Here is a 22,367-nt window from a genome sequence, read left to right on the forward strand (position 1 = left end):
CGCCGGCGCCGGGGCCGGGCACGGGGGTGGTCCGCCGGGTCGGTTCGATGTCGGGGAGTTGCAGCATCCGGGCCGAGCGCTCCGCGATCAGCTGGAGCAGCGGCGCGGGCAGCCAGGGGCCGGGCGCGTCCCCGGTCAGGGCCGGGCGCAGTTCCTCGGCCGTCGGGCGGTCGGCGGGGGCCTTGGCGAGGCAGGCGGCGATGACGGGCAGCAGGTCGTGCGGGATCCCGGTGGTGTCGGCGGTGTCGTGGACGGTGCGGAAGAGCATGGCCTCGACGGGTCCCGAGCCGAACGGTCGGCGCCCGGTGGCCGCGTACGCCAGTACGCAGCCCAGCGCGAAGATGTCGCTCGGCGGGCCGACGCGGCCGCCCTGCGCCTGCTCCGGGGACAGGAAGCCCGGGGAGCCGATGACCACGTCGGTGGCGGTCAGCACGGTGTCGTCGAGGGCCCGGGCGATCCCGAAGTCGATCAGCCGGGGTCCGTCGGAGGCGAGCAGGACGTTCGCCGGCTTGACGTCGCGGTGCACCAGGCCGGCGCCGTGCACGGCCCCGAGGGCCTCCGCCAGCCGCGCCCCGAGGAAGCGCACGCTGTCGGGCGGCAGTCCGCCGGCCCGTGCGACGGCGTCGCCGAGCGGCGGCCCGGGCACGAACTCGGTGGCGAGCCAGGGCGCGGCGGCCTCCGTGTCGGCGTCGACGACCGGCACGGCCCAAGGGCTGCGCACCCGGCGGGCGATGGCCACCTCGCGGCGGAAGCGCACCCGGAAGGCGGGGTCGTCGGCGTATTCGGCGCGGACGAGTTTGACCGCGGCGAGGGCTCCGCCGGCGGAGCGGCCGAGCAGGACGACGCCCATGCCGCCCGCGCCGAGGCGGCCGAGGATGCGGTAGCCGCCGACCCGGGCGGGATCGGTGGCGTGCAGGGGCTGCATCAGCGGGCGCTCCCGCCCCGTGCGCCGGCGCGGAGGCTCACTTCAGCTCCAGTTCGACGCGGTACAGGGCCTTCGCCCCGCCCTCGGCGGCCAACAGGAGCAGGTCGCGGGTCTCGTACCCCTGCGCGCCCTTGACGGAGAGGGCCATCACGACGCTCCCGATCCGGGACTTGGTCCACACGTAGCCCTGGGGTGCGCCGGAGCCGCCCGCTTCGGCCGGGATGAACTTCCCGGACTCGAACATCGAGGCGTCGGCGTTCAGGACCGACTCCTTGGGCTGGTGCATGGACATCAGGCCCCGCAGGAACTGGCCGCCGCCCAGATCCTGGTCGGGGCAGCGGAAGCTCTGCTGCACCGTGTCCCGCATGTCGCGGTCGGCGGCGGCCACGTCGCGGTGCACGGTGAGCGTCACCGAGCCGAGGACGCGGCCCTTGCCGTCCTTGGCCGGCATGTCGATCCGCCGGGTGTGGCTGTCGAGCACGTCGGCGGGCAGCGGCCCGCGCGACCACGCGCAGTCGGCGGACAGGACGGGCCGGTCCCCGCCGCCCTCGTACGGGTCGTGCCGGACCATGCCGGCCGACCAGGAGTCGGGGTCCAGCGCGGCGGCCCGGGTGAACCGGCGCGCCTCCTCGGCGGTGTGCGGGACGCGCGCCGGGTCGGGCGTGAAGGTGTAGGCCGTCGGCAGCGTCCCGGGGGGCGTCGACCCCGAGGGGACCGGCGCGGGCGTCCCGGCGGGCGGTCCGGTACCGGCCGTCCCGGAGGGCGTCGCCGTGACGGCCGTCCCGGAGGTGCCGGGCCCCGGTTCGGCCCCGCCGGCGTCCTTGCCGCATCCGGTCAGGAGCAGGGACGCCACCAGCGCCCCGCCCAGTGCCCCTGCTCCCGTCAACGCCCTCGCACGACGCATGACCGCCCCCTGAACTGCCGTCCGTTCCCCTGCTCCGCACACCGTAGCCGGCGCGGCCGGTCGGCCGCCTGAGTACCTGAGCCCAATCACCTGAGTAGGAGCGGCAGTTGTCGTGGCCGGGAACGACCGCCCGGGCGACGGGACGGTGGGTGGGGCCGGCGCGCCGGGCCCCGGACCCGCCCCACGAGCCCGGCCGCGCATTGGGCATATCGGGCTAAAGGGCGGTGCGTCGGCCGGGCCCGGCGGCGTCGCCTCGCCATAGTCGTCCCTGGCAGCCGCCTGGTTGCCGCCCCGCGCCGCGCGCCGCGGCCGGGCGGAAGTCTTCGTAGAGGAGCGGCTCATGCTGAAGCCCACCAGGACCATCCTCGCTCTCGCCACCGGAAGCCTGGTGCTCGGTCTGGTCGGTGCGGGCCTCGCCGTCGCGGACGACGGTCCGTCCTTCGACCAGCCCGCGCAGGAAAACGTGTACGACGACGTCCAGACCGGGGGGCCGGTCATCTACCCCAAGCCGCGACACGCCCTGGGCAAGGTCGTCTCCCGCGGGCCGCTGAAGGTCCGCAGCAAGCCGAGCACGCACGGGTACGAGCTGGGCAAGGTGTACCCGAACCAGAAGCTGGCGATCGAGTGCAAGCAGCGCGGTGAGCGCGTCGGCGGGAACGACCTCTGGTACCTGCTCGACCGCAAGGACCGCCAGGAGAACATGAACGGCAACGAGCCGGTCGGCCGCGACGATTCGGACGGCGCCCGCGGCGACGAGCGCCGCATGGACCACAAGGAGGCCTGGGTCTCCGCCCGTTACGTCAACAACATCACTCCCGTGAAGTGGTGCCGCTGACCCTCCCGGTCACTCCAGCGGGCGTACGCTCCGGGGCCCCGCGCACTCGGCTCCGTACGCCCGCACCCGCTCGCGCAGTTCCCGGTCCGCCGTGACCACGACGCAGCCGCGGCCCGCGTGGGCCGCGGCCAGCTCGACGATCCGGTCGTCGCCGCTCCCGGGCGCCTCGTCCACCCGTACGCCGGGCACGGAGGCGACGCCCCGGGCGGCGCCCTCGACCACGAGGATGATCTCCTCCCCCGCGTCCCGCAGCGCGAGCCGGTCGCGCAGCCGCTCGGCGGCCCCGCGCCGGTCCCGCCACCAGCCGTCGGGGACGGACCCCACCACGTTCGCGGCGTCCACGATGAGGACCGTCACGGCGTCACCCCTCAGAAGTCGCCGTAGTTGACCTGCCAGGTCGGCAGGCCCATCCGGCGCCAGATCGCCACCACCCGGTCCCGGTCGTCGAGCGAGAGGCGGACGGCGAACCGGTCGCGCACGTGCGCGTCGAAGAGCTCCGCCTTGACCACGTCGTCGCGGCGGGTGTCCCCGGCGGCCCGCATCCACAGCTCGTCGTAGGGCACCCGGTGGCTCCGCAGCCAGGATTCCGTCTGCGGGCGGTGTTCCTCACCGCGCCCCGACAGCAGCACGATCGTGTCGCCATCGGCGCGCCGGAAGGCGTCGAGCGCGTGCCGCACGGACTCGTTGAGCAGGTCGAGCTCGCAGCGCGAGAAGTCGTACGGTCCCCTGTTGCCCAGCAGGGCGAGGGTGCCGTCGATGTCGCACATGACGGCCGAGGGCAGTGCCGGGTCGGGGACGTACGGCCGCACGGCCGGCAGGGCCGCCCCGCCGGAGCCGCCGTTCAGCCATTCCGCCGTGAGCCGCCAGCCGCCCTTGCGGGCCTTCTGGTGCTTGTCCGCGAGGATCCGGATGATCTCCTCGCCGACCTGGCGTTCCCGGGCCGCGTCGCGGCGCAGGCACTCCTCCAGGGGCACGTCGGTGAAGTCGTGTACGACGAAGGTGGCCAGCCCGCCGACCGCCGCCTTGAGTCGCTTCGGGATGTTCTTGGTCAGGTGGGTGTTGTCGACGACCACGTCGAACCCGCCGTCGACGGCGGCGCGGACGGCCGCGTCCTGTACCTCCAGGACGGTCTGCTCGTGCGCGAAGGACCGGCCCCGCTCGGGGTCCGGCAGGTCGAGCATGGCCCGCAGGTCATCGAGGTTGACGCGGCGCATCCGCCCGCCCGACCGCGCCTGCAGCGCGCGGGCGGCGGTCGTCTTGCCGGAGGCTGGCAGTCCCGTCATGACGTGCACGACGGGCAGCACGGCCTCCCCGTCCGCGTCCACGGCTTCCCGCGGAGCGGCCTCGCGCGGAGCGGATTTCCGCACGGCGGGGGCCGCCGGTCGGGCCGCGGCCGGTGCGACGGCGCGCGGCGAGTCCCCGGGCACGGGGCGGGGCGTCGCCGCGGGTCCCTCCGTACCCTCCTCGTCGGTGGTGTGGGCGTCGGCCACGTCGGGCCGTACGTGGCGCCAGCTGGTGAGTTCGGTCGGTCGGCCTTCGAGCCGCATGAACATCGCCGGGCGGACGTCCCGGTTGGGCAGTTCCTTGACGGCGCGGGCGAAGGCTCCCCGGTCGGCGGTCAGGTGCGCGAGGCTCGCGTAGGCCTCGTCGATGGTCCGCTCGTGGTCCGCGGCCTGCTGCTCCAGGCGGGCGATCACCTCGCGGACCCAGACGTCGAACTCGTCGGGCACCTGCTCCAGCAGGGCGTCCAACGGCTTGCCGCCCGAGGCCTCGATGTCGGCGAGGGTGCAGTTGAGGCCCTGCGCGAGCCGCTTGCCGGGCACCCCGGCGAACCGCTGGATCCCGTGGCCGCGCCAGATGTCCCGCTCGTTGACGCCGGTGAGGACGTGGTGGAGCCGTACGTACTCGGAGAGCTTGGCCTTGGCGCGCACGCCGGAGGCGAAGCGCAGGACGAAGCCCTCCGCGTCGGTGCCTGTGGCGGCCGCGCCGCCGGGCATGGTGTTGGACTCCGTGAGCGCCATCAGCTCGTCGAGGGGCATGGCGGGCCACACCTTGACGACGGAGCCGATGCCCTCCCAGTGGGCCGCGGCCTCGGCGAGCGGGACCTCGGTGCCGTCCTGGCCGAAGGCGGCGAGGAGGACGAGGTCCCGGCGCTCGCCGTAGTTCACGACGATGCGGTTCTGCGGGTACAGGATCTCGGCGAGGTAGGTGACGCCCGGACGCAGCGCCGTGGTGTCCTTGCCGTCGAGGCGCCGCTGGGCCCAGGTGGCCTGGGTGCTGACGAAGGACCCCTTGGAGGCGACACGCCAGCGGCCCGCGTAGTGGAAGACCACGGCGAGGCTGCCGTCGACCTTGTCGTACACCTCGAACGGCTCGTCCGGGAGGGCGGGCGCGTACGGCATGCCGGCCTCGTGCTCGCCGACGTTGAAGAACTTCGGCAGCGGCAGTGCGACGACCGCGCCGGTGCTGTCGTCCGCGACGAGTCCGCGGCAGCGCGTGGTGACCTGGTTCCAGACGCCTTCGTACTGGGCCGACCTGGTGTAGGTGTAGATCGACAGCGGCAACTCGGGGTGCGGCTTGCGGGTGACGTACCCGGCTGCGATCGACTCGGCCAGTGCCTGAGCGGGCACCAGGTCATGCAGAGTCAGGTGGTCCTGGCTCATGGGTTCCTCCCGGTTCGAGATGGCTCATTCTCGCCTGCGGGAGGGAGCGCCCGGTAGTCAATTATGCCTGGTGGGGGCAGCGCCCAGGCGGTTGATGTCCCGGGGTCGCAGGATGCGGCCGGGGACCTCGCCGCCGGCGGCGACGGCGATCATGGCGCGGCCGAGGTCCTCGGTGGTGGTGACGAGGTTCGGTGCGATCCGCCGGAGCACCGCGATCAGTGGTGCGGTGACCGTGTAGAGGGTCCGGTAGAGCCGGGTCTTCGAGGGGATCCCGCGGACGGGTTGGACGATCCCGGGGCGGAACATGTAGGCCCGGAAGGGGAGTTCCAGGAGGTCGTTCTCGGTCCTGCCCTTGACCCGGGCCCACATGGAACGCCCCCGGCCGGTGCTGTCGGTGCCTTCGCCGGAGACGTAGACGAAGGTGAGCCGGGGGTTGGCGGCGGCGAGCGGTCGGGCCACGGCGAGCGTCAGGTCGTGGGTGACGCGGCGGTAGGCCTCCTCCTTCATGCCGACGGAGGAGACGCCCAGACAGAAGAAGCAGGCGTCGTGGCCGGGGAGCTCGGCGGCGAGGCCCGACAGGTCGGACGGGTCCGGTTGTACGACCTCGCGCAGCTTGGGGTGGCTCACGCCGAGCGGGGTGCGCCCGACCGCCAGGACGCCGGTGACGGCGTCGTCGCGCAGGCATTCGCGCAGGACTCCCCGCCCGATCATTCCGGTTCCGCCGAAGAGGATGACGTTCACGCGGGCAGCCTACGTCCCGTCAGTACGTGATGCAGAGTTCGTTGCCTTCCGGATCGGCGAGGGTGGTCCAGCGGAAGGGGCCCTGGTTGCCCTCGTGGAGGTGGGTCGCGCCCATGGCGAGGAGTCGCTCGACGACGCTCTTCGGGTCGTCCTCCCCGATGCGGACGTCGAGGTGGACGCGGTTCTTCACGGTCTTGGGCTCCGGCACCAGCTGGAACAGGACGCGCGGCGCGTGTTCGGGTCCTGCGGGGTGGCGGATCGCGGCTCCGACCTTCCAGACCAGCGTGCCGCGGTGCGTCGTGGTGTCCTCTTCGGTCGCGTGTCCGGCCGCGATCACGCCGCGGATGAACTGTTCGTCGCTGGGCTCCACTTCCCAGCCGAGCGCCTCGGCCCACCAGTCGGCGAGCGGGTGGGGGTCCGTGGAGTCGATCGTCACCTGAAACGTGTACGCCATGCCGGGACCCTACTGAGTGCCCCGGCGGCCCGCCACCTCAGGCGCCGCCCGGCCCGCCGGCGGCAGGGCGTCAGGTGCCCGGTACGGCGGAACCCGGGCCGGAGGGGTCCCGGCCGCCCCGCCGGGACAGGAAGAAGGCGGTGCAGGTGAGGACGCAGGCTCCGACCGCGATCCAGAGCAGTACCTCTCCCAGCGGCCGCAGCCAGCCGGGTCCCGTCGCGGCCGCGGTGAACAGGCAGGCCGTTGCGGTCATGCCGAGCGGGAAGACGGTGGACCAGCGGCGGATGTCGTAGTGCGGGCGGGGGCTGCGCACTTCGGCGGCGAGGAGGACGGCGTACCAGCCGAGGGAAACGGCGAGGCAGGCCAGGGTGAGGGTGCGCAGCGCGGTGTGCGCGGCGCCGGTCCAGAGCGGGGAGGCGGTGAGTTTCGCGCCCGCCAGGGCCGTGATGGACAGGGCCCCGCCGGCCACCCAGTGGTCGCCCGCTCCGCCGGTGACCTCCCGGAAGTCGAAGCGCGGCAGGGCCAGTGCGTAGAGCAGCAGCCCGAGGCAGAAGCAGGCCAGGGCCGCCCGGGCGAGCCAGTCGAGGCGCCGTCCGTCGGCCAGGGTGGCCGCGAGTACGGCGAGCCCCTGGGTGGCGACGCAGGCGAGGAAGGCTGCTCCGGGCATCCGTCGGCGCCAGTGCCGGACGACGGCGCCGAGCAGTCCGGGCCACAGCAGGGCGGCGAGCACCAGCAGCGCGGTGGCCGTGGTCTGCGCGGCCGGCCGGTCGAGTTGCGCGACGCGGGTGCCGAGCACGGTGGTGGCGGCGACGGCCGTGAGGGCGGAGGGGGTGTAGGCCTCGGCCCTGAACCTGCCGCGGTCGGCGACGAGCAGGCCCGCGAAGTCCGCGGCCAGCACGAGCCACAGGGCCGCGGCGACGGCGAGCGCCCCGAGGGAGATCCAGGTGCGGCCGACGAGGTCCAGGCCGACCGAGAGGATGCCGGTGGCCATGACGACGCCCCCGGCGGCGGGTGTGAGTCCGGCCCACCGGCCCCGGAAGCGTTCGACGACGCTCATGTTCACCGGCTTTCGGTTGTTCACCGGCTTCCGTTCCCATCCGGCCCGCGCGGGTGCGGTTCTCGGGCGCGCCCCCATGACACCTCAACGCGGGGGCGCCGGCCGAGTCGGCGCGCCGGGTCCTCACATGACCGCGCCGGGTCCTCACATGACGCCGCGGGTACGGAACTGGACGCTGATCCGGGGGCCGACGGCGCGTGACGTCTTGGGGACGGCGTGCTCCATGGTCCGCTGGCAGGAGCCGCCCATGACGACGAGGTCGCCGTGGCCCAGGGGCAGGCGGAGCAGCGCGGGGCCTCCTTCGCGGCGGCGCAGCACGAGGTCGCGGGGGTCGCCGACGGAGAGGATCGCGACCATGGTGTCCTGCGTCGCGGAGCGGCCGGTGCGGTCCCCGTGCCAGGCGACGCTGTCGCGGCCGTCGCGGTAGAGGCACAGTCCGGCGGTGACGAAGGGTTCGCGCAGCTCGGCGGCGTAGTGCCGGCCGAGTGCCGTGCGGGCTTCGGTCAGGGCGGGGTGGGGAAGTTCCGCACCGTCCCCGTAGAAGGCGAGGAGCCGGGGCACGGCCAGCTCGCGGTCGTACATCTGCCGGCGTTCGGCGCGCCACGGCACCTCGGCGGCGAGGGTTTCGAAGAGGGCGTCGGCTCCGGTCAGCCAGCCGGGCAGTCGGTCCACCCAGGCCCCGGCGCCGAGGTGCGTGCGCCGTATCCCGGCGAGCGGGCCGAGCCGGATCTCGTCGGTCTGGTCGAAGAGGGAGCCCTGGAGCGCGTGCATGGTTCCACGATACCCCCGAATACGAACACCTGCTCGAATATGCGGTCGACGGCGGCTCCGCCCGGCCGAGGTCGGCGCCCGGCCGGAGTGCCGACGCCATCCCCCTGTGCCACGCTGAATCGGGGGATCACCCGTCCAGGCTGCTCGTCCGGCTCTGCCATCCGAGGAGACCCACATGGCCAGTGACGCCACCCGCCCCCAAGCAGGGCGCCCGTACCCCAGTCCCACGCACGCGCACACGTCCGGGACCACCGTCTTCGCCGCAGCCCTGATGATCTTCGGCGGGGCCATGGCGATCTTCGAGGGGATCGCGGCCATCGCGCACGACGGCCTGTTCCTCACGACCCGCCACTACGTGTTCGAGTTCAGCCTGGCGGGCTGGGGCTGGATCCATCTGATCCTCGGCATCATCCTCCTCCTCGCCGGCTGCGCGGTGCTCAGCGGCGCCGTGTGGGCGCGCTACTTCGGCGTGGCCATCGCGGGCCTGGGGGCGATCGCCAACTTCCTCTGGCTGCCGTACTACCCCTTGTGGGCACTGGTGCTGATCGCCGTCAACCTCTTCATCATCTGGGCCCTGTGCACGGGCATGCACCGCGAGGCGGACGCGGCCACGGTGCACTGACCCGGACGGGCGAGGCGGGGCCGGCCGGCGCCCCCTCCCCCGGACTCCCCGTGCGCCGAAATCCGAGTGCGTCGGCGCACGGGGAACCGCTACCGTCGGCCCCATGAACGTCACCGGCCGGAACACCACCACCGCGACCGCGCGAGCGACCAGCTCGCCGGCCGCCGCCGCCTGACGTTCCCCCTCCCCCGGCGACCGGACACGGTCCGGTCCGCCGGTGGTTCCCGCGACGTTCCCGTCGCCCTCGATCCCGCGACTTCCGGTTCCCCGTCGTCCGGTGCCTCCCCGCCCCACGCGAAGGAGCCACCCCATGCAGACGGAACACGTCGTCCGCACGTTCGTCGAATACTTCCAGGAGCGCGGGCACCGCCGCGTCGCCGGCTCGACGCTGCTGCCGCCGCCCGGCGATCCGGTGCTGTTCACCACCTCCGGCATGCATCCGCTCACCCCCCATCTGGAGGGACGCCCCCACCCCCTGGGCAGGCGGCTGGTGAACACCCAGCGCTGCCTGCGCACCACGGACCTGGACGAGGTCGGCGACACCACCCACCTGACGGTCTTCGAAATGCTCGGCACCTGGTCGCTGGGCGACTACGAGGGCCCGCAGAGCCTCGACTGGGGGTACGGGCTGCTCACCGAAGGACTGGGAGTGGATCCGGGGCGGTTGCACGCCACGGTCTTCGGCGGCGACGACCGGACCGGCCCGGACCTCTCCTCCCTGGAACTGTGGCAGGGCCTCGGGGTCCCCGTGGAACTCACCGTCGAGGACAACTGGTGGTCGAACGGACCGACGGGCCCGTGCGGACCCGACTCGGAGATCTTCCTGTGGACGGGTGACACCCCGCCCCGGTCCACCCCCACCCACGACGACCGCTGGGTGGAGGTGTGGAACCACGTGATGATGCGCCACCGCCGGCTCGACGACGGTTCGCTCGTGCCGTTGCCGCAACGGAACGTCGACACCGGGCTCGGCCTGGAGCGGCTGGCCGCCCTGCTCCAGGGCCGCACCTCGGTGTTCGACTGCGACGTGTTCGCCCCCTGGCGCCGCCTCGTACCGACCCTGTGGCCCCTGGACGAGCCGTCGCTGCGGCTGGTCCACGACCACCTGCGCTCGGCCGTGGTCGTGATCGGCGACGGGGTCCGACCGGCCCATACCGGGCGCGGCTACGTGCTGCGCCGGCTGGTGCGGCGCGTGCTCACCCTGCTGTGGCGCGGCGAGCGCTCGCGCAGTCTCGGCGACCTGCCGGACGAGCTGCTGCGTCACACCCTGGACCACTTCCGGCAGGACGTGGACCCGGACGAGGTCCGCCGGATCCTGCTGGAGGAGGAGGGCCGCTTCGCCGGACTCCTGCGGCGCGGCCGGCAGGTACTGGCCCGACCCCGGTTCCGGGGACCGCTGGGGGATGGGGACTTCCGCTACCTCCACGACACCCACGGCCTGCCGCGCGACCTGGTCATGAGCCTGCGTCCGGAGTGACGGGGCCACCCCCGCCCGGTCCGCCCGCCGCGGCACGGACCGGGCGGGGTCAGGCGATGCCGTTGGTCAGGCGATGCCGTACCGCGCTTCGATGCCCGCGATCAGCAGGCGCAGGCTTTCGTCGAAGCCCGTCGCGTAGTCCTGGAAGAGTTCGGCGCCCGCGGCGGCGGCGAGGGGGAAGTCGGCCAGGCGCGCCGCGCGTTCGGCGACGTCGTAGCCCTCCCGGCGTTCACCCGGGGCCGGCTCGACGCCCTGCTCCTCGGTGACGAAGCCGAGGGTGAAGAAGTACGCCGTGGACGTGGCGCGGACGGCCTGCGAGAGGGTGAATCCGGCGTCGACGAAGGCGCGGAGGTCCTCCTCCATGCGGACGGCGTGCTCGGTGCCGGTGAACCGCGAGCCGCTGTAGACCTTCGCGCCGTCCCGGTAGCCGAGCAGGACGTCGCGCAGACCCGCGCTGGTCGTCATGAGTCGCTGCTGCCACGTGGCGTCCGGCGCGGGCTGCTCCCCCGTGGCCATCCGGCGGTACATCTCCGTGGCCATCTCGTCGAGCAGTTCCTGTTTGTTCTTGAAGTGCCAGTAGAGGGCGGGCGCCTGGACGTCCAGCTCCTTGGCGATCGCGCGCAGGGTCAGGCCGTCGAGGCCGACCTCGTTCAGCAGCCGCAGCGCCGTGTCGACGGCCTGCCTCTTGTCCAGCTTGGGGGTTCTCCTGGTTGCCACGCTTGACAGCTTAACACCGTTAAGTGCATGCTCCGGGAGCAGTTACTTAACAACGTTAAGGAGGTTTCCCGTGTACCAGGACACCGATGTGCTCGTCGTCGGAGCCGGCCCCACCGGCCTCACCCTCGCCGTCGACCTCGCCCGGCGCGGGGTCCGCGCCCTCGTCGTCGAACGGGCCGACCGCCTGTTCCCCGGCTCACGCGGCAAGGGGCTCCAGCCCCGCACCCTGGAGGTGCTCGACGACCTGGGCCTGAACGAGGCGATCCGGTCGGCCGGAGCCCCGTACCCGGTCGGCATGATCTGGCAGGACGGGGCCCGACAGGGCGAGCACGCGATGTTCGACGCGACCGAACCGGACGAGGGCTCCCCGTACGCCACGCCCTGGATGGTTCCGCAGTGGCGGACGCAGGAGATCCTCCACACCCGCCTGCGCGAGCTGGGCGGCGGCGTCGCGTTCGGCCGGGACCTGGTGGGCCTCACCCAGGACGCGGACGGGGTGACCGCCACGTTCGCGACCGGCGCGAGCGTCCGCGCCCGGTACGCCGTCGCGGCGGACGGCGGCCGGTCCACGGTGCGTCGCTCCCTGGGCATCGGCATGACCGGGGAGACCGTGGACCCCGGCGCGATGCTGGTGGCGGACGTCCGCATCACCGGCCTCGACCGCGACCACTGGCACCTGTTCCCGCCCACCCCCGGCGGCGGGTACCTCTCCGTCTGCCCGCTGGCCGGCACGCAGGACTTCCAGATCGTGGCGCAGTTCCCCGAGGGCGAGCCCGACCTCTCCCTCGAAGGCGTCCGCACGGCCGTCGCCGCCCGTTCGCACCTCGCGCCCACCGACGTGAGCGAGGTGCGGTGGGCCTCCGACTTCAGGCCGCGGGCCGCCATGGCCGACCGGTTCCGCGCCGGCCGCGTCCTCCTCGCCGGCGACGCCGCGCACGTCCACTCCCCCGCGGGCGGCCAGGGCCTCAACACCGGCGTCCAGGACGCGTACAACCTCGGCTGGAAGCTCGGCGCCGTACTGCGGGACGGCGCCCCCGAGTCCCTGCTCGACACCTACGAGGAGGAACGCCTGCCCGTCGCCGCCGACATGCTGAGCCTGACGACCCGGGTGCACCGCGGCGAGACCCGGCGCGGCGAGGCCACCACCCAACTCGGCCTCGGCTACCGGGATTCCTCCCTCGCGGTCGAGACGCGCACCGAGCCGCCCGGGAACGCCCTGCGCGCGGGCGACCGCGCGCCGGACGGCCGGCGCGAGGGCGTGCACCTCTTCGCGGAGTTCCGGGGCACGCACTGGACCCTGCTGACAGTCGGCCCGAACCCGGCCGCCACCGGGCCCCACCTCCGGGATTCCCCCGCCGTCCGCACCGTGCGGATCCCGTCGTACGGGGCCTACGGGGACGGGGTCTTCCTGATCCGCCCCGACGGCTACGTCGGCTGGGCGGGCGACACGACGGCGGGCGCGACGCCGTACGCCGCCCGGTTCGGCCTGTAGGAGACGGGCGCGGCAAGGGGGTTGGCCCGGGGGCGCGCGGGAGAGGATCATGAGCGCGCCGGGCCCCAGGGTCCCCGCGCACACCCGTCGTCAGCCAGCCGTCCGTCCGCCGCCCCCGCGGCGGCGGCGAGTCCAGGAGGTACGTGTGTCCGTCGCGTCGAGTTGTGCGTCCGGGAGCGTGGAGGTCCCCCTACTGGACGAGACGATCGGGGACAACCTCGACCGCACGGTGCGCCGGTTCCCGGACCGCGACGCCCTCGTCGACGTGGCCGCCGGCCGCACGTGGACGTACGCGGAGCTGGCGGCCGACGTGGACGCCCTCGCGCTCGGGCTGCTCAACCTGGGCATCGTCAAGGGCGACCGCGTCGGGATCTGGTCCCCCAACCGCGCCGAGTGGACGCTGACGCAGTACGCCACCGCGAAGATCGGGGCGATCCTCGTCACCGTCAACCCGGCCTACCGGGAACACGAGTTGGAGTACGTGCTGGGCCAGTCCGGGATCCGGCTCCTGGTCGCCGCGGACCGCTTCAGGTCCTCCGACTACGCGGCGATGATCGAGGAGGTCCGGCCGCGCAGCGCCGGGCTGGAGTTCGTCGTCCTGCTGGACGGACCGTCGTGGGCCTCGCTGTTCGCCCGGGGACGGGCGGCCGATCGGGCCGCGCTGGTCCGGGCGCAGGCCGCCCTGGCCCCGGACGAGCCGATCAACATCCAGTACACCTCGGGCACCACGGGCTTCCCGAAGGGCGCCACCCTCTCGCACCGCAACATCCTCAACAACGGCTTCCTCGTCGGGGAGTCCTGCGGCTACACCGAGCAGGACCGGGTGTGCGTCCCGGTCCCCTTCTACCACTGCTTCGGCATGGTCATGGGAAACCTGGCCTGCACCAGCCACGGCGCGGCGATGGTGATCCCGGCGCCCGCCTTCGATCCGGTGGCCACCCTGGCGGCCGTCGAGGCGCAACGGTGCACCTCCCTCTACGGGGTGCCCACGATGTTCATCGCCGAGCTGGCCGCCCCGGGGTTCGACGGGTACGACCTGTCGAGCCTGCGGACCGGCATCATGGCCGGCTCACCCTGTCCGGTCGAGGTGATGAACGAGGTCATCGAGCGCATGGGCATGACCGAGGTGTCGATCTGCTACGGAATGACGGAGACCTCCCCGGTGTCCACGCAGACCCGGGCGGACGATCCGGTGGAGCGCCGGGTCTCCACCGTGGGCCGGGTCGGCCCGCACCTGGAGGTCAAGGTCATCGATCCGGACACCGGCCGGACCGTACCGCGCGGCACCCCGGGCGAGCTGTGCACGCGGGGCTACTCGGTCATGCTCGGCTACTGGGGGGAGCCGGAAAAGACCGCCGAGGCCGTCGACGCGGAGGGCTGGATGCACACGGGCGACCTGGCGGTGATGGACGGGGACGGCTACCTCGCCATCACCGGCCGGATCAAGGACATGGTGATCCGGGGCGGCGAGAACCTGTACCCGCGCGAGATCGAGGAGTTCCTCCACTCCCACCCGGACGTGCTGGACGTCCAGGTGATCGGCGTGCCCGACCCGAAGTACGGGGAGGAGCTGATGGCGTGGGTACGGATGCGGGAGGGCGCCGAGCCGCTGACCGCGGACGCCGTCCGCGCGTACTGCCACGGACGGCTCGCCCACTTCAAGATCCCGCGCTACGTGCACGTCGTGGACGAGTTCCCGATGACCGTCACCGGGAAGATCCGCAAGGTCGAGATGCGCGCGGTGGCGGCCCGGCTGCTCGACGGGCCGTAGCGGCGACGGCCGCCGTCCCCCGGCCGGCACCTCGCGGCCGGTGCGCGCCGGTGATCGGGCCGCGGCACGCCGGCAGGCCGCGGCCTCACACCCGGACGACGACCTTGCCCCGCACCCGACCCTCCCTCAAATGTCGTATGGCGTCCGGGACTTCGGGCAGGGTGTACGTCCGGTCGACGGCCGGGACGAGCGCGCCCGAGTCGATGAAGCCGGCCAGCGCGAGCAGGTCGTCGGCACGGACCGCGGAGGCCAGCGCCCGCAGGCGGTGCCGGACGAAGGGGGACAGCAGCAGGGCCCGCAGCTGACGGTCGTTGCCGCCGATCCAGCGCCCCTCGCTCTCGCCGCCCACGATGACGAGGGTGCCGCGCGGGGCGAGCGCCCGACGCAGGCTCCGCAGGGGGCGGTTCCCGGCGATGTCGAGGACGAGGTCGTAGCGCCGGGCGCCGTCGACCGGGTCCTCGGTGGCGTAGTCGACGGTGTCGTCGGCGCCGAGCGAGCGGACCAGGTCCGCCTTGGCGGCGCTGCACACCCCGGTGACGTGGCCGGCTCCGAGGGCCTTGGCGAGCTGCACGGCGTACGTTCCGACGCCGCCCGCCGCCCCGATGACCAGGACGCTCCCGCCCGGCCGGAGCCGGCCGGCGCCGCGCAGGGCCTGGAGGGCGGAGACGGCCGACACCGGTACGGCGTCCGCCTGTTGGGGGGTGAGAGCGGCGGGTCGGGGGGCGAGGCGGTTCTCCTTGGCACAGGCGTACTCCGCGAACGAGCCGTCGCAGATCCCGTACACCTCGTCGCCCGGACCGAAGCGGGTGACGCCGGGGCCGACGGCCTCGACCCGGCCCGCGACGTCCAGGCCGCGGATGCGGTCCTTGGGCCTGCGCAGGCCGAAGCCGGCGGCGCGTATCAGATAGGGCCGGCCGGCCATGAGGTGCCATACGCCCTGGTCGACTCCGGCGGCGTGCACCCGCAGGAGCACCTCGCCCCGGCCGGGCACGGGCCGGGGCACGTCTTCGAGGCGCAGCACCTCGGGCGGCCCGTAGACGTCCTGGACGATCGCTCTCATGGGGTCTCTCCCTCGTTGCCCGAAGTGGCGCGGGTGGCGGGCGCGGCCGGTGCCCCTGGCGTGGTGGCCGTGGTCGGTGTGGCGGGCGTGGTGGATCCACCCGCGTACTGGAAGACGCTGTCGAGAGGGACGCCGAACACCGCGGCGATCTGGAAGGCCATCTCCAGCGAGGGCGAGTAGCGGCCCTGTTCGATGGCGATGACCGTCTGTCGGCTGACGCCGATGCGGCGGGCGAGTTCGGCCTGGGTCATCTCGCCGTGGGCGAAGCGTCGGGCCCTGATGGTGTTGGTGACCCTCGTCGGCTTCACCACGGGTGGAATCCGAACCGGTAGGAAATGATCTTGACCGTGGAACCGAGGGCCGACGACAGCACGAAGGCCAGGTAGATCGCGTTGGCGATCCAGAAGGGGGCGGCCTCGGCCATCGCCAGCAGGAGTCCGGCCACCGCGCCGATCACGACGAACGACTGGCCGACGTACTCGCCGAACCGGTGGATCTCCCGGTCCCGCCGGTCCTTCGTGTTGTCCTCGGCAGAGGCGAGGGCGGCCACCGTGACGTGCCCCGCGACGGAGGCGGCGATCGACAGGCCGACCGTCCACAACAGGGTCGCCGCGTAGGGCGCTTGGGCCAACGCCAACCCTGCGGGTCGCTCCAGCACCACCCACAGGTACACCGCGTACGACGTCACCGCGACCACCAGCATGATCCAGGCACGTTTCTCTTCGACCGCCACTGCCACCACCACCCATGTCAAGAAAACCAGACACCTGGAGTGTCAAGGAGTCACGACACCATGTCAAGCTTTCTTGACCTCGCTCCGCACCCGGCCCCGCACGGGTTCCACAGGAGGGGTCATGACAGGCTGGGGCCATGCAGTTGCGCGATGTGATCTCGTCCCGGCTCCTTCGGCTCCTCGACGACGGCCGGGACGGCCACGACGCACTCGACCGGCCCGTGCACCGCACGGTGACCATCGATCTTCCGGACCCCCGGCGGTTCGTCTCCCCCGGCGACCTCGTACTGACCGGACTGACCTGGCTGCGGCAGGATCCCGAGCGGCCCGACGCCTTCGTGCGGATCCTCGTGGAGGCCGGGGCCGCGGCACTGGGCGCGGGCGAGGCCGAGTTCGGGCACGTGCCCGTCACGCTGGAGGAGGCCTGTACCCGGCACGGCCTGCCGCTGCTGGCGATCGGCGTGGACGTCCCCTTCACCTCGGTCGCCGAGTTCGTCGCACGCCGGCAGGCCGGTGCGCGGGTGGGGAACCTGGCGGCGCTGGTGGATCGGCACCGGCGGCTGACCGCGGCCGAACGGACGGGCGGCGGGGCCGAGGCCCTCCTCGAAATGCTGCTCTCCGAACTCGACCTGCGCGCGCACGTCCTGTCCCCCACAGGCCGGATCGTCGCCGGCACCCGACCGGCCCTGACCGAGGAGACGGCGACGGCCCTCGCCGGCCGGTTCCTGGCCGCCGAGCGGGCCGGACGGCGGGCCCCGCACCGCACGACGGTCCGTACCGTGTCCTACTCGCTGTTCCCCGTGCGGTCGGGTCCGGCGGCCGCGGCCGCGCGGACCGACTGGCTGGTGGCGGTGGAGGCCGACAGCGGCGACTGGCCCGGCGAGCACATCGACCTCGTGGAGCGGCTGGCCGCCCTGATGGCCGTGGAACGCGCCGGCCGGCACGCCGACCGCGCCCCCGGACGGCGGGCCGCCGGTCGGCTCCTCGGCCCGCTGGAGTCCTCCGCGGGTGGCGCGGCGGCGGAGGCCGCGGCCCGCCTGGCCACGACCCTGACCGGCAAGAACGGACCCGGCTCAGAGCCCCGTTGGCAGCCGGTGACGGCCCGGCTGGACACCCCGGCGGGCGGGGCGCACGTACGGGACCTGCTGGAGGAGGTCCTGCTGCACCCGCACTGCCTCGGCCCCGACGCCGCGCACCGGATCGCGGTGACCACCGCCGGGGACGCCCGTGAGGCGGTCGCCTTCGTCCTCCTCGCGCCGGACGAGGAGCTGACGTCCGAGGCCGTGCGGCACGTGGCGGGCGGGGCGCTGCCGCTCGCGCTGCGGGACGGGGAGCGGCTGACCCTCGGGCTGGGTGACCCGGTACGGGACGCGGCGGACCTGCGGCACGCCCTGGCGGAGGCCCGCCACGCCCGCGTGGCGGCGGCCGCGCCGGACGCACCGGGGACGGAGCCGGTGTCGTCCGTCGGCGTGTGCGGCCCCGCGGACATGGCCTCGCACGTGATGTCCCTGCTGCCGCTGATCCCGGCGGAGGTCCGACGGGCGTTCAGCCGCCGGCTGCTGTCCCCGCTGCACGAGTACGACCGCCGCCACCACAGCGATCTGGTCACCACGCTCCGGGCCTTCCTGGACCACGACGGCTCCTGGGCCCGGTGCGGGGAGGCGCTGCACCTGCACGTGAACTCGTTGCGCTACCGGATCAGCCGGATCGAGTCGCTGACGGGCCGCAACCTGACCCGGCTGGAGGACAAGATGGACTTCGCCGCGGCGCTGCGCATGCACTGAGCCGGCCCGAGCCCCGGTGGCCCGGGACCGCAGCCCCGGGCCACCGGACTCAGGCGCGTCCGGCCGGGTCCTGGTCCTGGGCCGGCTGCCGGTCCGGCACCGTTTCCGGGGACTTCGCCGGGGAGGGCACCGCGGACAGCACGGGCGGGGCCGACGGCGTGCGGAGCCCGGTGATCCATACGCCCAGGGGCTGGGTGTAGCGGGCGGTGAGCGGCCCGATGACCACCAGGATCAGGACGTAGGCGGTGGCGAGCGGTCCCAGCGCGGGTTCGATCCCGGCGGTGACGGCGAGGCCCGCGATGACGATGGAGAACTCGCCGCGGGCGACGAGCGTGCCCCCGGCCCGCCAGCGTCCGTTGACGCCGACCCCGGCCCGCTTGGCGGCCCAGTAGCCGGTGGCGATTTTCGTGAGGGCGGTCACCACGGCGAGCGCGAGCGCCGGCAGCAGCACGGGCGGGATGCTGGCGGGATCCGTGTGCAGGCCGAAGAAGACGAAGAACACGGCGGCGAAGAGGTCCCGCAGCGGACTGAGCAGGGTGTGAGTGCCCTCGGCGACCTCGCCGGAGAGGGCGATGCCGACGAGGAAGGCGCCGACGGCGGCGGAGACCTGGAGCTGCTGGGCGACACCGGCGACGAGCAGGGTCAGGCCGAGGACGACGAGGAGGAGCTTTTCCGGGTCGTCGCTGGAGACGAAGCGGGAGATGACCCGGCCGTAGCGGACGGCGACGAACAGGACGGCGCCCGCGACGCCGAGGGCGATGGCCAGGGTGAGGCTTCCGGCGGCCAGGCCGACGCCCGCGAGGAGGGCGGTGACGATCGGCAGGTAGACCGCCATCGCCAGGTCCTCCAGGACCAGGATGCTGAGGATGACCGGCGTCTCACGGTTGCCGAGCCGGCCCAGGTCCCCCATCACCTTGGCGATGACCCCGGAGGACGAGATCCAGGTGACCCCCGCCAGGACCACGGCGGCGACCGGCCCCCAGCCCATCAGGAGCGCGGCGACCGCGCCGGGCACGGCGTTGAGGGTGAAGTCGACGAGGCCGGCCGGGTACTGGGTCTTGAGGTTCGACACCAGATCGCTCGCGGTGTATTCGAGGCCCAGCATGAGCAGGAGCAGGATGACGCCGATCTCGGCGCCGATGGCGACGAACTCCTCGCTCGCGCCCAGCGGCAGGAGTCCACCGGTACCGAAGGCGAGGCCCGCGAGCAGGTAGAGCGGGATCGGGGAGAAGTGGAAGCGGCCTGCGAGCCTGCCGAGCAGACCCAGGCCGAGGATGATCGCACCGAATTCGATCAGGAAGACTGCGGAATGCACGCGCGGATCACTCCCGTCCGAGTATCGAGGCGGCCGCGTCGACGCCCTCGCGGGTACCGATCACGATGAGGGTGTCGCCGCCGGCGAGGCGGAAGTCGGGCGCGGGCGAGGGCCGGGCCTCGGCGCGGCGCAGGACGGCCACCACGGAAACGCCCGTCTCGGTGCGCATCCGGGTCTCGCCGAGCACGCGGCCGTTCCAGTGCGAGTGCGCCGACAGTTCGATGCGTTCGGCGACCAGGCCCAGGTCGGTGGTGTGCAGCAGGTTGGGGCTGTGGTGCGCGGGCATCAGCGCGTCGATCAGGGACGTGGTCTCCGCCCCCGTCAGGTGCAGGGACTGCGCGCACGCGTCGGGGTCGTCGGCCCGGTACACGTTCACCGTCCGGGTTCCGTCCCGGTGCGCGATCACCGACAGGTGGCGGTGTTCCCGGGTGGTGAGGTCGTACTGCACGCCGATGCCGGGCAGCGGTGTCGTGCTCATCCGTGGAGCAGGCACAGCCCATCCCCCTCAATCTCGTTCTTTGCGATGGTGGTGCGGCGCACGGCGAATTCGGGCAGGTGATCCGGCGCGGCTCGACCATATGTTGCCACCTGCGAACGAGCCGGGGATATGGGTGTCATGACGGATGGACACGGCCCCGAACGGCGGGAAGGATGGGGCGGGGGCCTGTCGCACGAGAGCGGCACGAATGTCGCACGAAGGAGTCGTCGTGACGCGTTGGACCGTCGCCCATGACGCCGGCAGGCCCGAGGGGCGCGCGTGCGGGCACCTGGACACCGCGGGCGAGGGCGGGCCTCCCGCGCGGAGCGACGGATGCGCGCGCTGCCTGGAGACCGGACGTCGGTGGGTGCACCTGCGGCTGTGCCTGGCCTGTGGTCACGTCGGCTGTTGCGACAGCTCCTCCGGGAAGCACGCGGCCTCCCACGCCGCCGCGTCCGGTCATCCGCTGGCCCGTTCGGCCGAGGAGGGCGAGGCGTGGGCCTGGTGCTACGAGGACGAGCTGTTCCTCGTCCCGGCGACCGGGGCGGAACCGGCCTGAGGCGGCTCAGGCGCGGACGGCCGCCAGCACCTCGCGCGCGGCGCGGGCCCCCGAGGCCAACGCGCCCTGGAGCGAGCCGGTCGCCCGGTGGTCGCCGCACAGGTGGAGGCCGTCGGCGACGCGGGTGGGCCGGCTGAGGGGCCACGGCGGGAGCATGACGGGCAGCGCCCCCTCCACTGTGACGGCGGCGACCGGCTCCCACGCCTCCGCGTCGGTCCCGTAGGCCTCGGTCAGCGCCGCCAGCAGGGTCGCCGGGGCCTCGGGGGCGCCCCTGCCGAGGACCGACGTCGATACGAGCGCGCGGCCGTCGCTCGCGTAGGAGGGGGCGACCTCGGTCAGCACGCAGCTGTTCAGGAACCTCCGCCGGGCGTCGAGCAGCAGGGTCGGTTCCCGCAGCGGGGACGTGGCGCAGGCGTGGTAGTACGTGGTCACCGTGCGGGTCCCGGCGACCGGGCAGCCGGGGGTCAGGCCGGCCGCGGTGGCCGGGTCGGTGGCGACGACGACTGTGTCGGCCTCGCGGGAGGAGCCGTCGGCGAGGACGACTCCCCCCTCGGAGACCGTGGCGACGGCGGTGCCCAACTCCAGGCGGCCCGCCGGGACGGCCTCGGCGAGCTGCCGCGGAACCGCGCCGATGCCCGCGGCGGGCAGGGCCAAGGAGCCGCGCAGGAAGCTGCGCCAGGTCATCCGGAACACGCGGCTGGAGGTCTCCAGCCGGTCTTCGAGGAACACGCCGGCCAGGAAGGGGCCCAGCACCTCGTCGACCAGGGAGCCGGGTACGCCCCAGGAGCGCAGGGCCTGGCGCGTGTCGGTCTCCGGCAGCCGCTTGAGGAGCCGGGCCGGCATCAGCAGGCCGGCCGCGCCCAGCGCGCCCGCGGCGGCGGCGCCCGCCGGGGACAGTCGGGCGCCGCGCAGCAGGCCGAGTACCTCGCCGGGGCGCCGGGTCGGATCCGCGAAGCGGACGCGTCCCCGGTCGGTGTGGACCAGTACGCCGGGGGTGAACGGGTGCAGGCGCAGGGCGCGCAGGTCGAGGCGGCGTTTCACCTGGGGGTAGGAGGTGTTGAACACCTGGAAGCCCCGGTCCAGCCGGAATCCGTGGCGCACGTCGGTCCGCATGCGGCCGCCCACCCGGTCGGAGGCTTCCAGGAGCGTCACCTCGATCCCGGCGCGGGCGAGGTCCGCGGCGCAGGCGAGCCCGGCCGCACCGGCGCCGACCACGATGACGGAGTGCTTTCCTCCACGGGTGCCGCGCATGGGCCGCCGTCCTTTCCGGTCCCTCGAGGCTCCTGCCGTCACCGCTTCCTTCGGCCGGGAGCCGCCGGGCGGATGCACCCCTCGGACGCCGCCTCGCCCGGCGGGCACCGGCCGGGTGGCCTCAGCGGCCGGTGGCGGGCATGGGGCCCAGGCCCAGGAACGCGAGGGCCGCGGCGGTGGCGGTCCGGTGCCAGGTCCGGGCGTCGCGGAGCATGGCGTGGTTCCCGTGGGGCATCGCGATGCCCCCGGCCCGTATCCCGCAGGCGCGGGCGCGGCGCAGGAATTCCCAGGAGTCCTCGGCGCGGGTGACCCTGTCCTGTTCGTCGTGGAGCAGGACGATCGGGGTGTCCTGGAGGTGGACCACCGGCTCGCCGGGCGGACACCAAGGGGCGAGGCCAACGACGCCCCGGACGTGCGGTTCGTCGGCCACCCGGAGCGCGGCGCGGGCGCCCATGGAGTGGCCGATCAGGACGACGGGCACGGGCCCGGCGGTGCGGCGCAGTTCCCGCAGGGCCCGCCGGGCGTCCCGGACGGGGTCGGCCCGGTCGCCGTTCCAGCCCCGGTGGCGGTAGCGGACGTCGGCCACCAGGACCCGGTCCGCCGGGGTGGCACGCAGCACGGCGGCGGCGAACGGGAGCATGCGCAGCCGGGGCAGGCCGGCCCTCGGGGGCGGCGCCAGTCCTTCCGCCCGGCCCCCGTGGAGCAGCAGGACGGCGCAGACGGGCCGCGCTGCGCGTCCGACGGGCGCCGGCGCGGCC

General features: G+C 73.8%; 22 protein-coding genes and 1 pseudogene. 7 read left to right on the plus strand and 16 right to left on the minus strand.

Annotation, left to right across the window (positions count from 1 at the left end):
• The coding region (locus NOD94_RS30900) for a serine/threonine-protein kinase (RefSeq protein ID WP_281209463.1) at window positions 1–925 on the minus strand (925 nt) is incomplete at its 3' end.
• Window positions 926–962: 37 nt separating this feature from the next.
• Window positions 963–1,829 carry a hypothetical protein gene (locus NOD94_RS30905; RefSeq protein ID WP_281209464.1) on the minus strand — a complete coding sequence of 289 codons (867 nt, stop codon included), beginning with the start codon at window positions 1,827–1,829 and terminating at the stop codon, window positions 963–965.
• Window positions 1,830–2,169: 340 nt separating this feature from the next.
• On the opposite strand from NOD94_RS30905, the gene NOD94_RS30910 reads away from it, so the two are divergent.
• Window positions 2,170–2,664, plus strand: coding sequence for a hypothetical protein (locus NOD94_RS30910; protein WP_281209465.1), 495 nt, complete (start codon window positions 2,170–2,172; stop codon window positions 2,662–2,664).
• A gap of 9 nt (window positions 2,665–2,673) precedes the next feature.
• On the opposite strand, the gene NOD94_RS30915 is transcribed toward NOD94_RS30910, so the two are convergent.
• The 6 genes from NOD94_RS30915 to NOD94_RS30940 form a co-directional block, all read right to left on the minus strand.
• A complete protein-coding gene (locus NOD94_RS30915; protein WP_281209466.1) occupies window positions 2,674–3,021 on the minus strand; it encodes an NTP pyrophosphohydrolase in 348 nt (115 codons plus the stop codon).
• A gap of 11 nt (window positions 3,022–3,032) precedes the next feature.
• Window positions 3,033–5,327: an RNA ligase gene (locus NOD94_RS30920; protein WP_281209467.1), complete on the minus strand. Its 2,295-nt coding sequence runs from the start codon at window positions 5,325–5,327 to the stop codon at window positions 3,033–3,035.
• Window positions 5,328–5,384: 57 nt separating this feature from the next.
• On the minus strand, window positions 5,385–6,068 hold the full coding sequence (locus tag NOD94_RS30925; protein ID WP_281209468.1) for an epimerase: 684 nt from the start codon (window positions 6,066–6,068) through the stop codon (window positions 5,385–5,387).
• Between the two features lie 19 nt (window positions 6,069–6,087).
• Entirely contained in the window at window positions 6,088–6,522 is a 435-nt protein-coding gene (locus tag NOD94_RS30930; RefSeq protein WP_281209469.1) for a VOC family protein, read from the minus strand.
• A gap of 70 nt (window positions 6,523–6,592) precedes the next feature.
• Complete coding sequence (locus tag NOD94_RS30935) at window positions 6,593–7,603, minus strand: tellurite resistance/C4-dicarboxylate transporter family protein (protein WP_319187271.1); 1,011 nt, start codon at window positions 7,601–7,603, stop codon at window positions 6,593–6,595.
• Window positions 7,604–7,723: 120 nt separating this feature from the next.
• Entirely contained in the window at window positions 7,724–8,350 is a 627-nt protein-coding gene (locus tag NOD94_RS30940) for an alpha-ketoglutarate-dependent dioxygenase AlkB (RefSeq protein ID WP_281209470.1), read from the minus strand.
• Window positions 8,351–8,621: 271 nt separating this feature from the next.
• Here NOD94_RS30940 and NOD94_RS30945 point away from each other — a divergent pair, with 271 nt between their 5' ends.
• Both NOD94_RS30945 and NOD94_RS30950 read left to right on the plus strand, forming a co-directional pair.
• Window positions 8,622–8,972, plus strand: coding sequence for a hypothetical protein (locus NOD94_RS30945; protein ID WP_281209483.1), 351 nt, complete (start codon window positions 8,622–8,624; stop codon window positions 8,970–8,972).
• A gap of 310 nt (window positions 8,973–9,282) precedes the next feature.
• Entirely contained in the window at window positions 9,283–10,449 is a 1,167-nt protein-coding gene (locus tag NOD94_RS30950) for an alanine--tRNA ligase-related protein (protein WP_281209471.1), read from the plus strand.
• Window positions 10,450–10,515: 66 nt separating this feature from the next.
• Here NOD94_RS30950 and NOD94_RS30955 read toward each other — a convergent pair whose 3' ends face one another.
• Complete coding sequence (locus NOD94_RS30955; protein WP_281209472.1) at window positions 10,516–11,166, minus strand: TetR/AcrR family transcriptional regulator C-terminal domain-containing protein; 651 nt, start codon at window positions 11,164–11,166, stop codon at window positions 10,516–10,518.
• A gap of 70 nt (window positions 11,167–11,236) precedes the next feature.
• Here NOD94_RS30955 and NOD94_RS30960 point away from each other — a divergent pair, with 70 nt between their 5' ends.
• Together NOD94_RS30960 and NOD94_RS30965 are read left to right on the plus strand one after the other, a co-directional pair.
• Window positions 11,237–12,658 (plus strand): FAD-dependent oxidoreductase, encoded by a 1,422-nt coding sequence (locus NOD94_RS30960; RefSeq protein ID WP_281209473.1) that lies wholly within the window; start codon window positions 11,237–11,239, stop codon window positions 12,656–12,658.
• Between the two features lie 145 nt (window positions 12,659–12,803).
• Window positions 12,804–14,429, plus strand: coding sequence for an AMP-binding protein (locus NOD94_RS30965; RefSeq protein WP_281209474.1), 1,626 nt, complete (start codon window positions 12,804–12,806; stop codon window positions 14,427–14,429).
• 85 nt (window positions 14,430–14,514) lie between these two features.
• Here the strand turns inward: NOD94_RS30965 and NOD94_RS30970 are convergent, their stop codons facing one another.
• The 3 genes and pseudogenes from NOD94_RS30970 to NOD94_RS30980 form a co-directional block, all read right to left on the minus strand.
• Entirely contained in the window at window positions 14,515–15,489 is a 975-nt protein-coding gene (locus NOD94_RS30970) for an NAD(P)-dependent alcohol dehydrogenase (RefSeq protein WP_281209475.1), read from the minus strand.
• A 110-nt stretch (window positions 15,490–15,599) separates the two neighbouring features.
• Window positions 15,600–15,770 (minus strand): annotated as a pseudogene (locus NOD94_RS41500) (helix-turn-helix transcriptional regulator); the annotation flags it as partial.
• 23 nt (window positions 15,771–15,793) lie between these two features.
• A complete protein-coding gene (locus tag NOD94_RS30980) occupies window positions 15,794–16,222 on the minus strand; it encodes a hypothetical protein (RefSeq protein ID WP_281209477.1) in 429 nt (142 codons plus the stop codon).
• 137 nt (window positions 16,223–16,359) lie between these two features.
• On the opposite strand from NOD94_RS30980, the gene NOD94_RS30985 reads away from it, so the two are divergent.
• The gene (locus tag NOD94_RS30985) at window positions 16,360–18,006 is read left to right on the plus strand and encodes a helix-turn-helix domain-containing protein (RefSeq protein ID WP_281209478.1); all 1,647 of its coding nucleotides are present in this window, start codon (window positions 16,360–16,362) and stop codon (window positions 18,004–18,006) included.
• Window positions 18,007–18,055: 49 nt separating this feature from the next.
• Here NOD94_RS30985 and NOD94_RS30990 read toward each other — a convergent pair whose 3' ends face one another.
• Together NOD94_RS30990 and NOD94_RS30995 are read right to left on the minus strand one after the other, a co-directional pair.
• On the minus strand, window positions 18,056–19,321 hold the full coding sequence (locus NOD94_RS30990; RefSeq protein ID WP_281209479.1) for a cation:proton antiporter: 1,266 nt from the start codon (window positions 19,319–19,321) through the stop codon (window positions 18,056–18,058).
• Between the two features lie 7 nt (window positions 19,322–19,328).
• Window positions 19,329–19,799, minus strand: coding sequence for a TrkA C-terminal domain-containing protein (locus NOD94_RS30995; RefSeq protein WP_281209480.1), 471 nt, complete (start codon window positions 19,797–19,799; stop codon window positions 19,329–19,331).
• Window positions 19,800–20,088: 289 nt separating this feature from the next.
• Here NOD94_RS30995 and NOD94_RS31000 point away from each other — a divergent pair, with 289 nt between their 5' ends.
• The gene (locus NOD94_RS31000) at window positions 20,089–20,358 is read left to right on the plus strand and encodes a UBP-type zinc finger domain-containing protein (RefSeq protein WP_281209484.1); all 270 of its coding nucleotides are present in this window, start codon (window positions 20,089–20,091) and stop codon (window positions 20,356–20,358) included.
• A gap of 6 nt (window positions 20,359–20,364) precedes the next feature.
• Here the strand turns inward: NOD94_RS31000 and NOD94_RS31005 are convergent, their stop codons facing one another.
• The gene (locus tag NOD94_RS31005; protein ID WP_281209481.1) at window positions 20,365–21,609 is read right to left on the minus strand and encodes an NAD(P)/FAD-dependent oxidoreductase; all 1,245 of its coding nucleotides are present in this window, start codon (window positions 21,607–21,609) and stop codon (window positions 20,365–20,367) included.
• A gap of 121 nt (window positions 21,610–21,730) precedes the next feature.
• Window positions 21,731–22,318 carry an alpha/beta hydrolase gene (locus tag NOD94_RS31010; protein WP_281209485.1) on the minus strand — a complete coding sequence of 196 codons (588 nt, stop codon included), beginning with the start codon at window positions 22,316–22,318 and terminating at the stop codon, window positions 21,731–21,733.
• Between the last annotated feature and the right edge of the window lie 49 nt (window positions 22,319–22,367).

This window comes from Streptomyces sp. Isolate_45 (genome assembly GCF_024721315.2).
Lineage (GTDB): Bacteria > Actinomycetota > Actinomycetes > Streptomycetales > Streptomycetaceae > Streptomyces.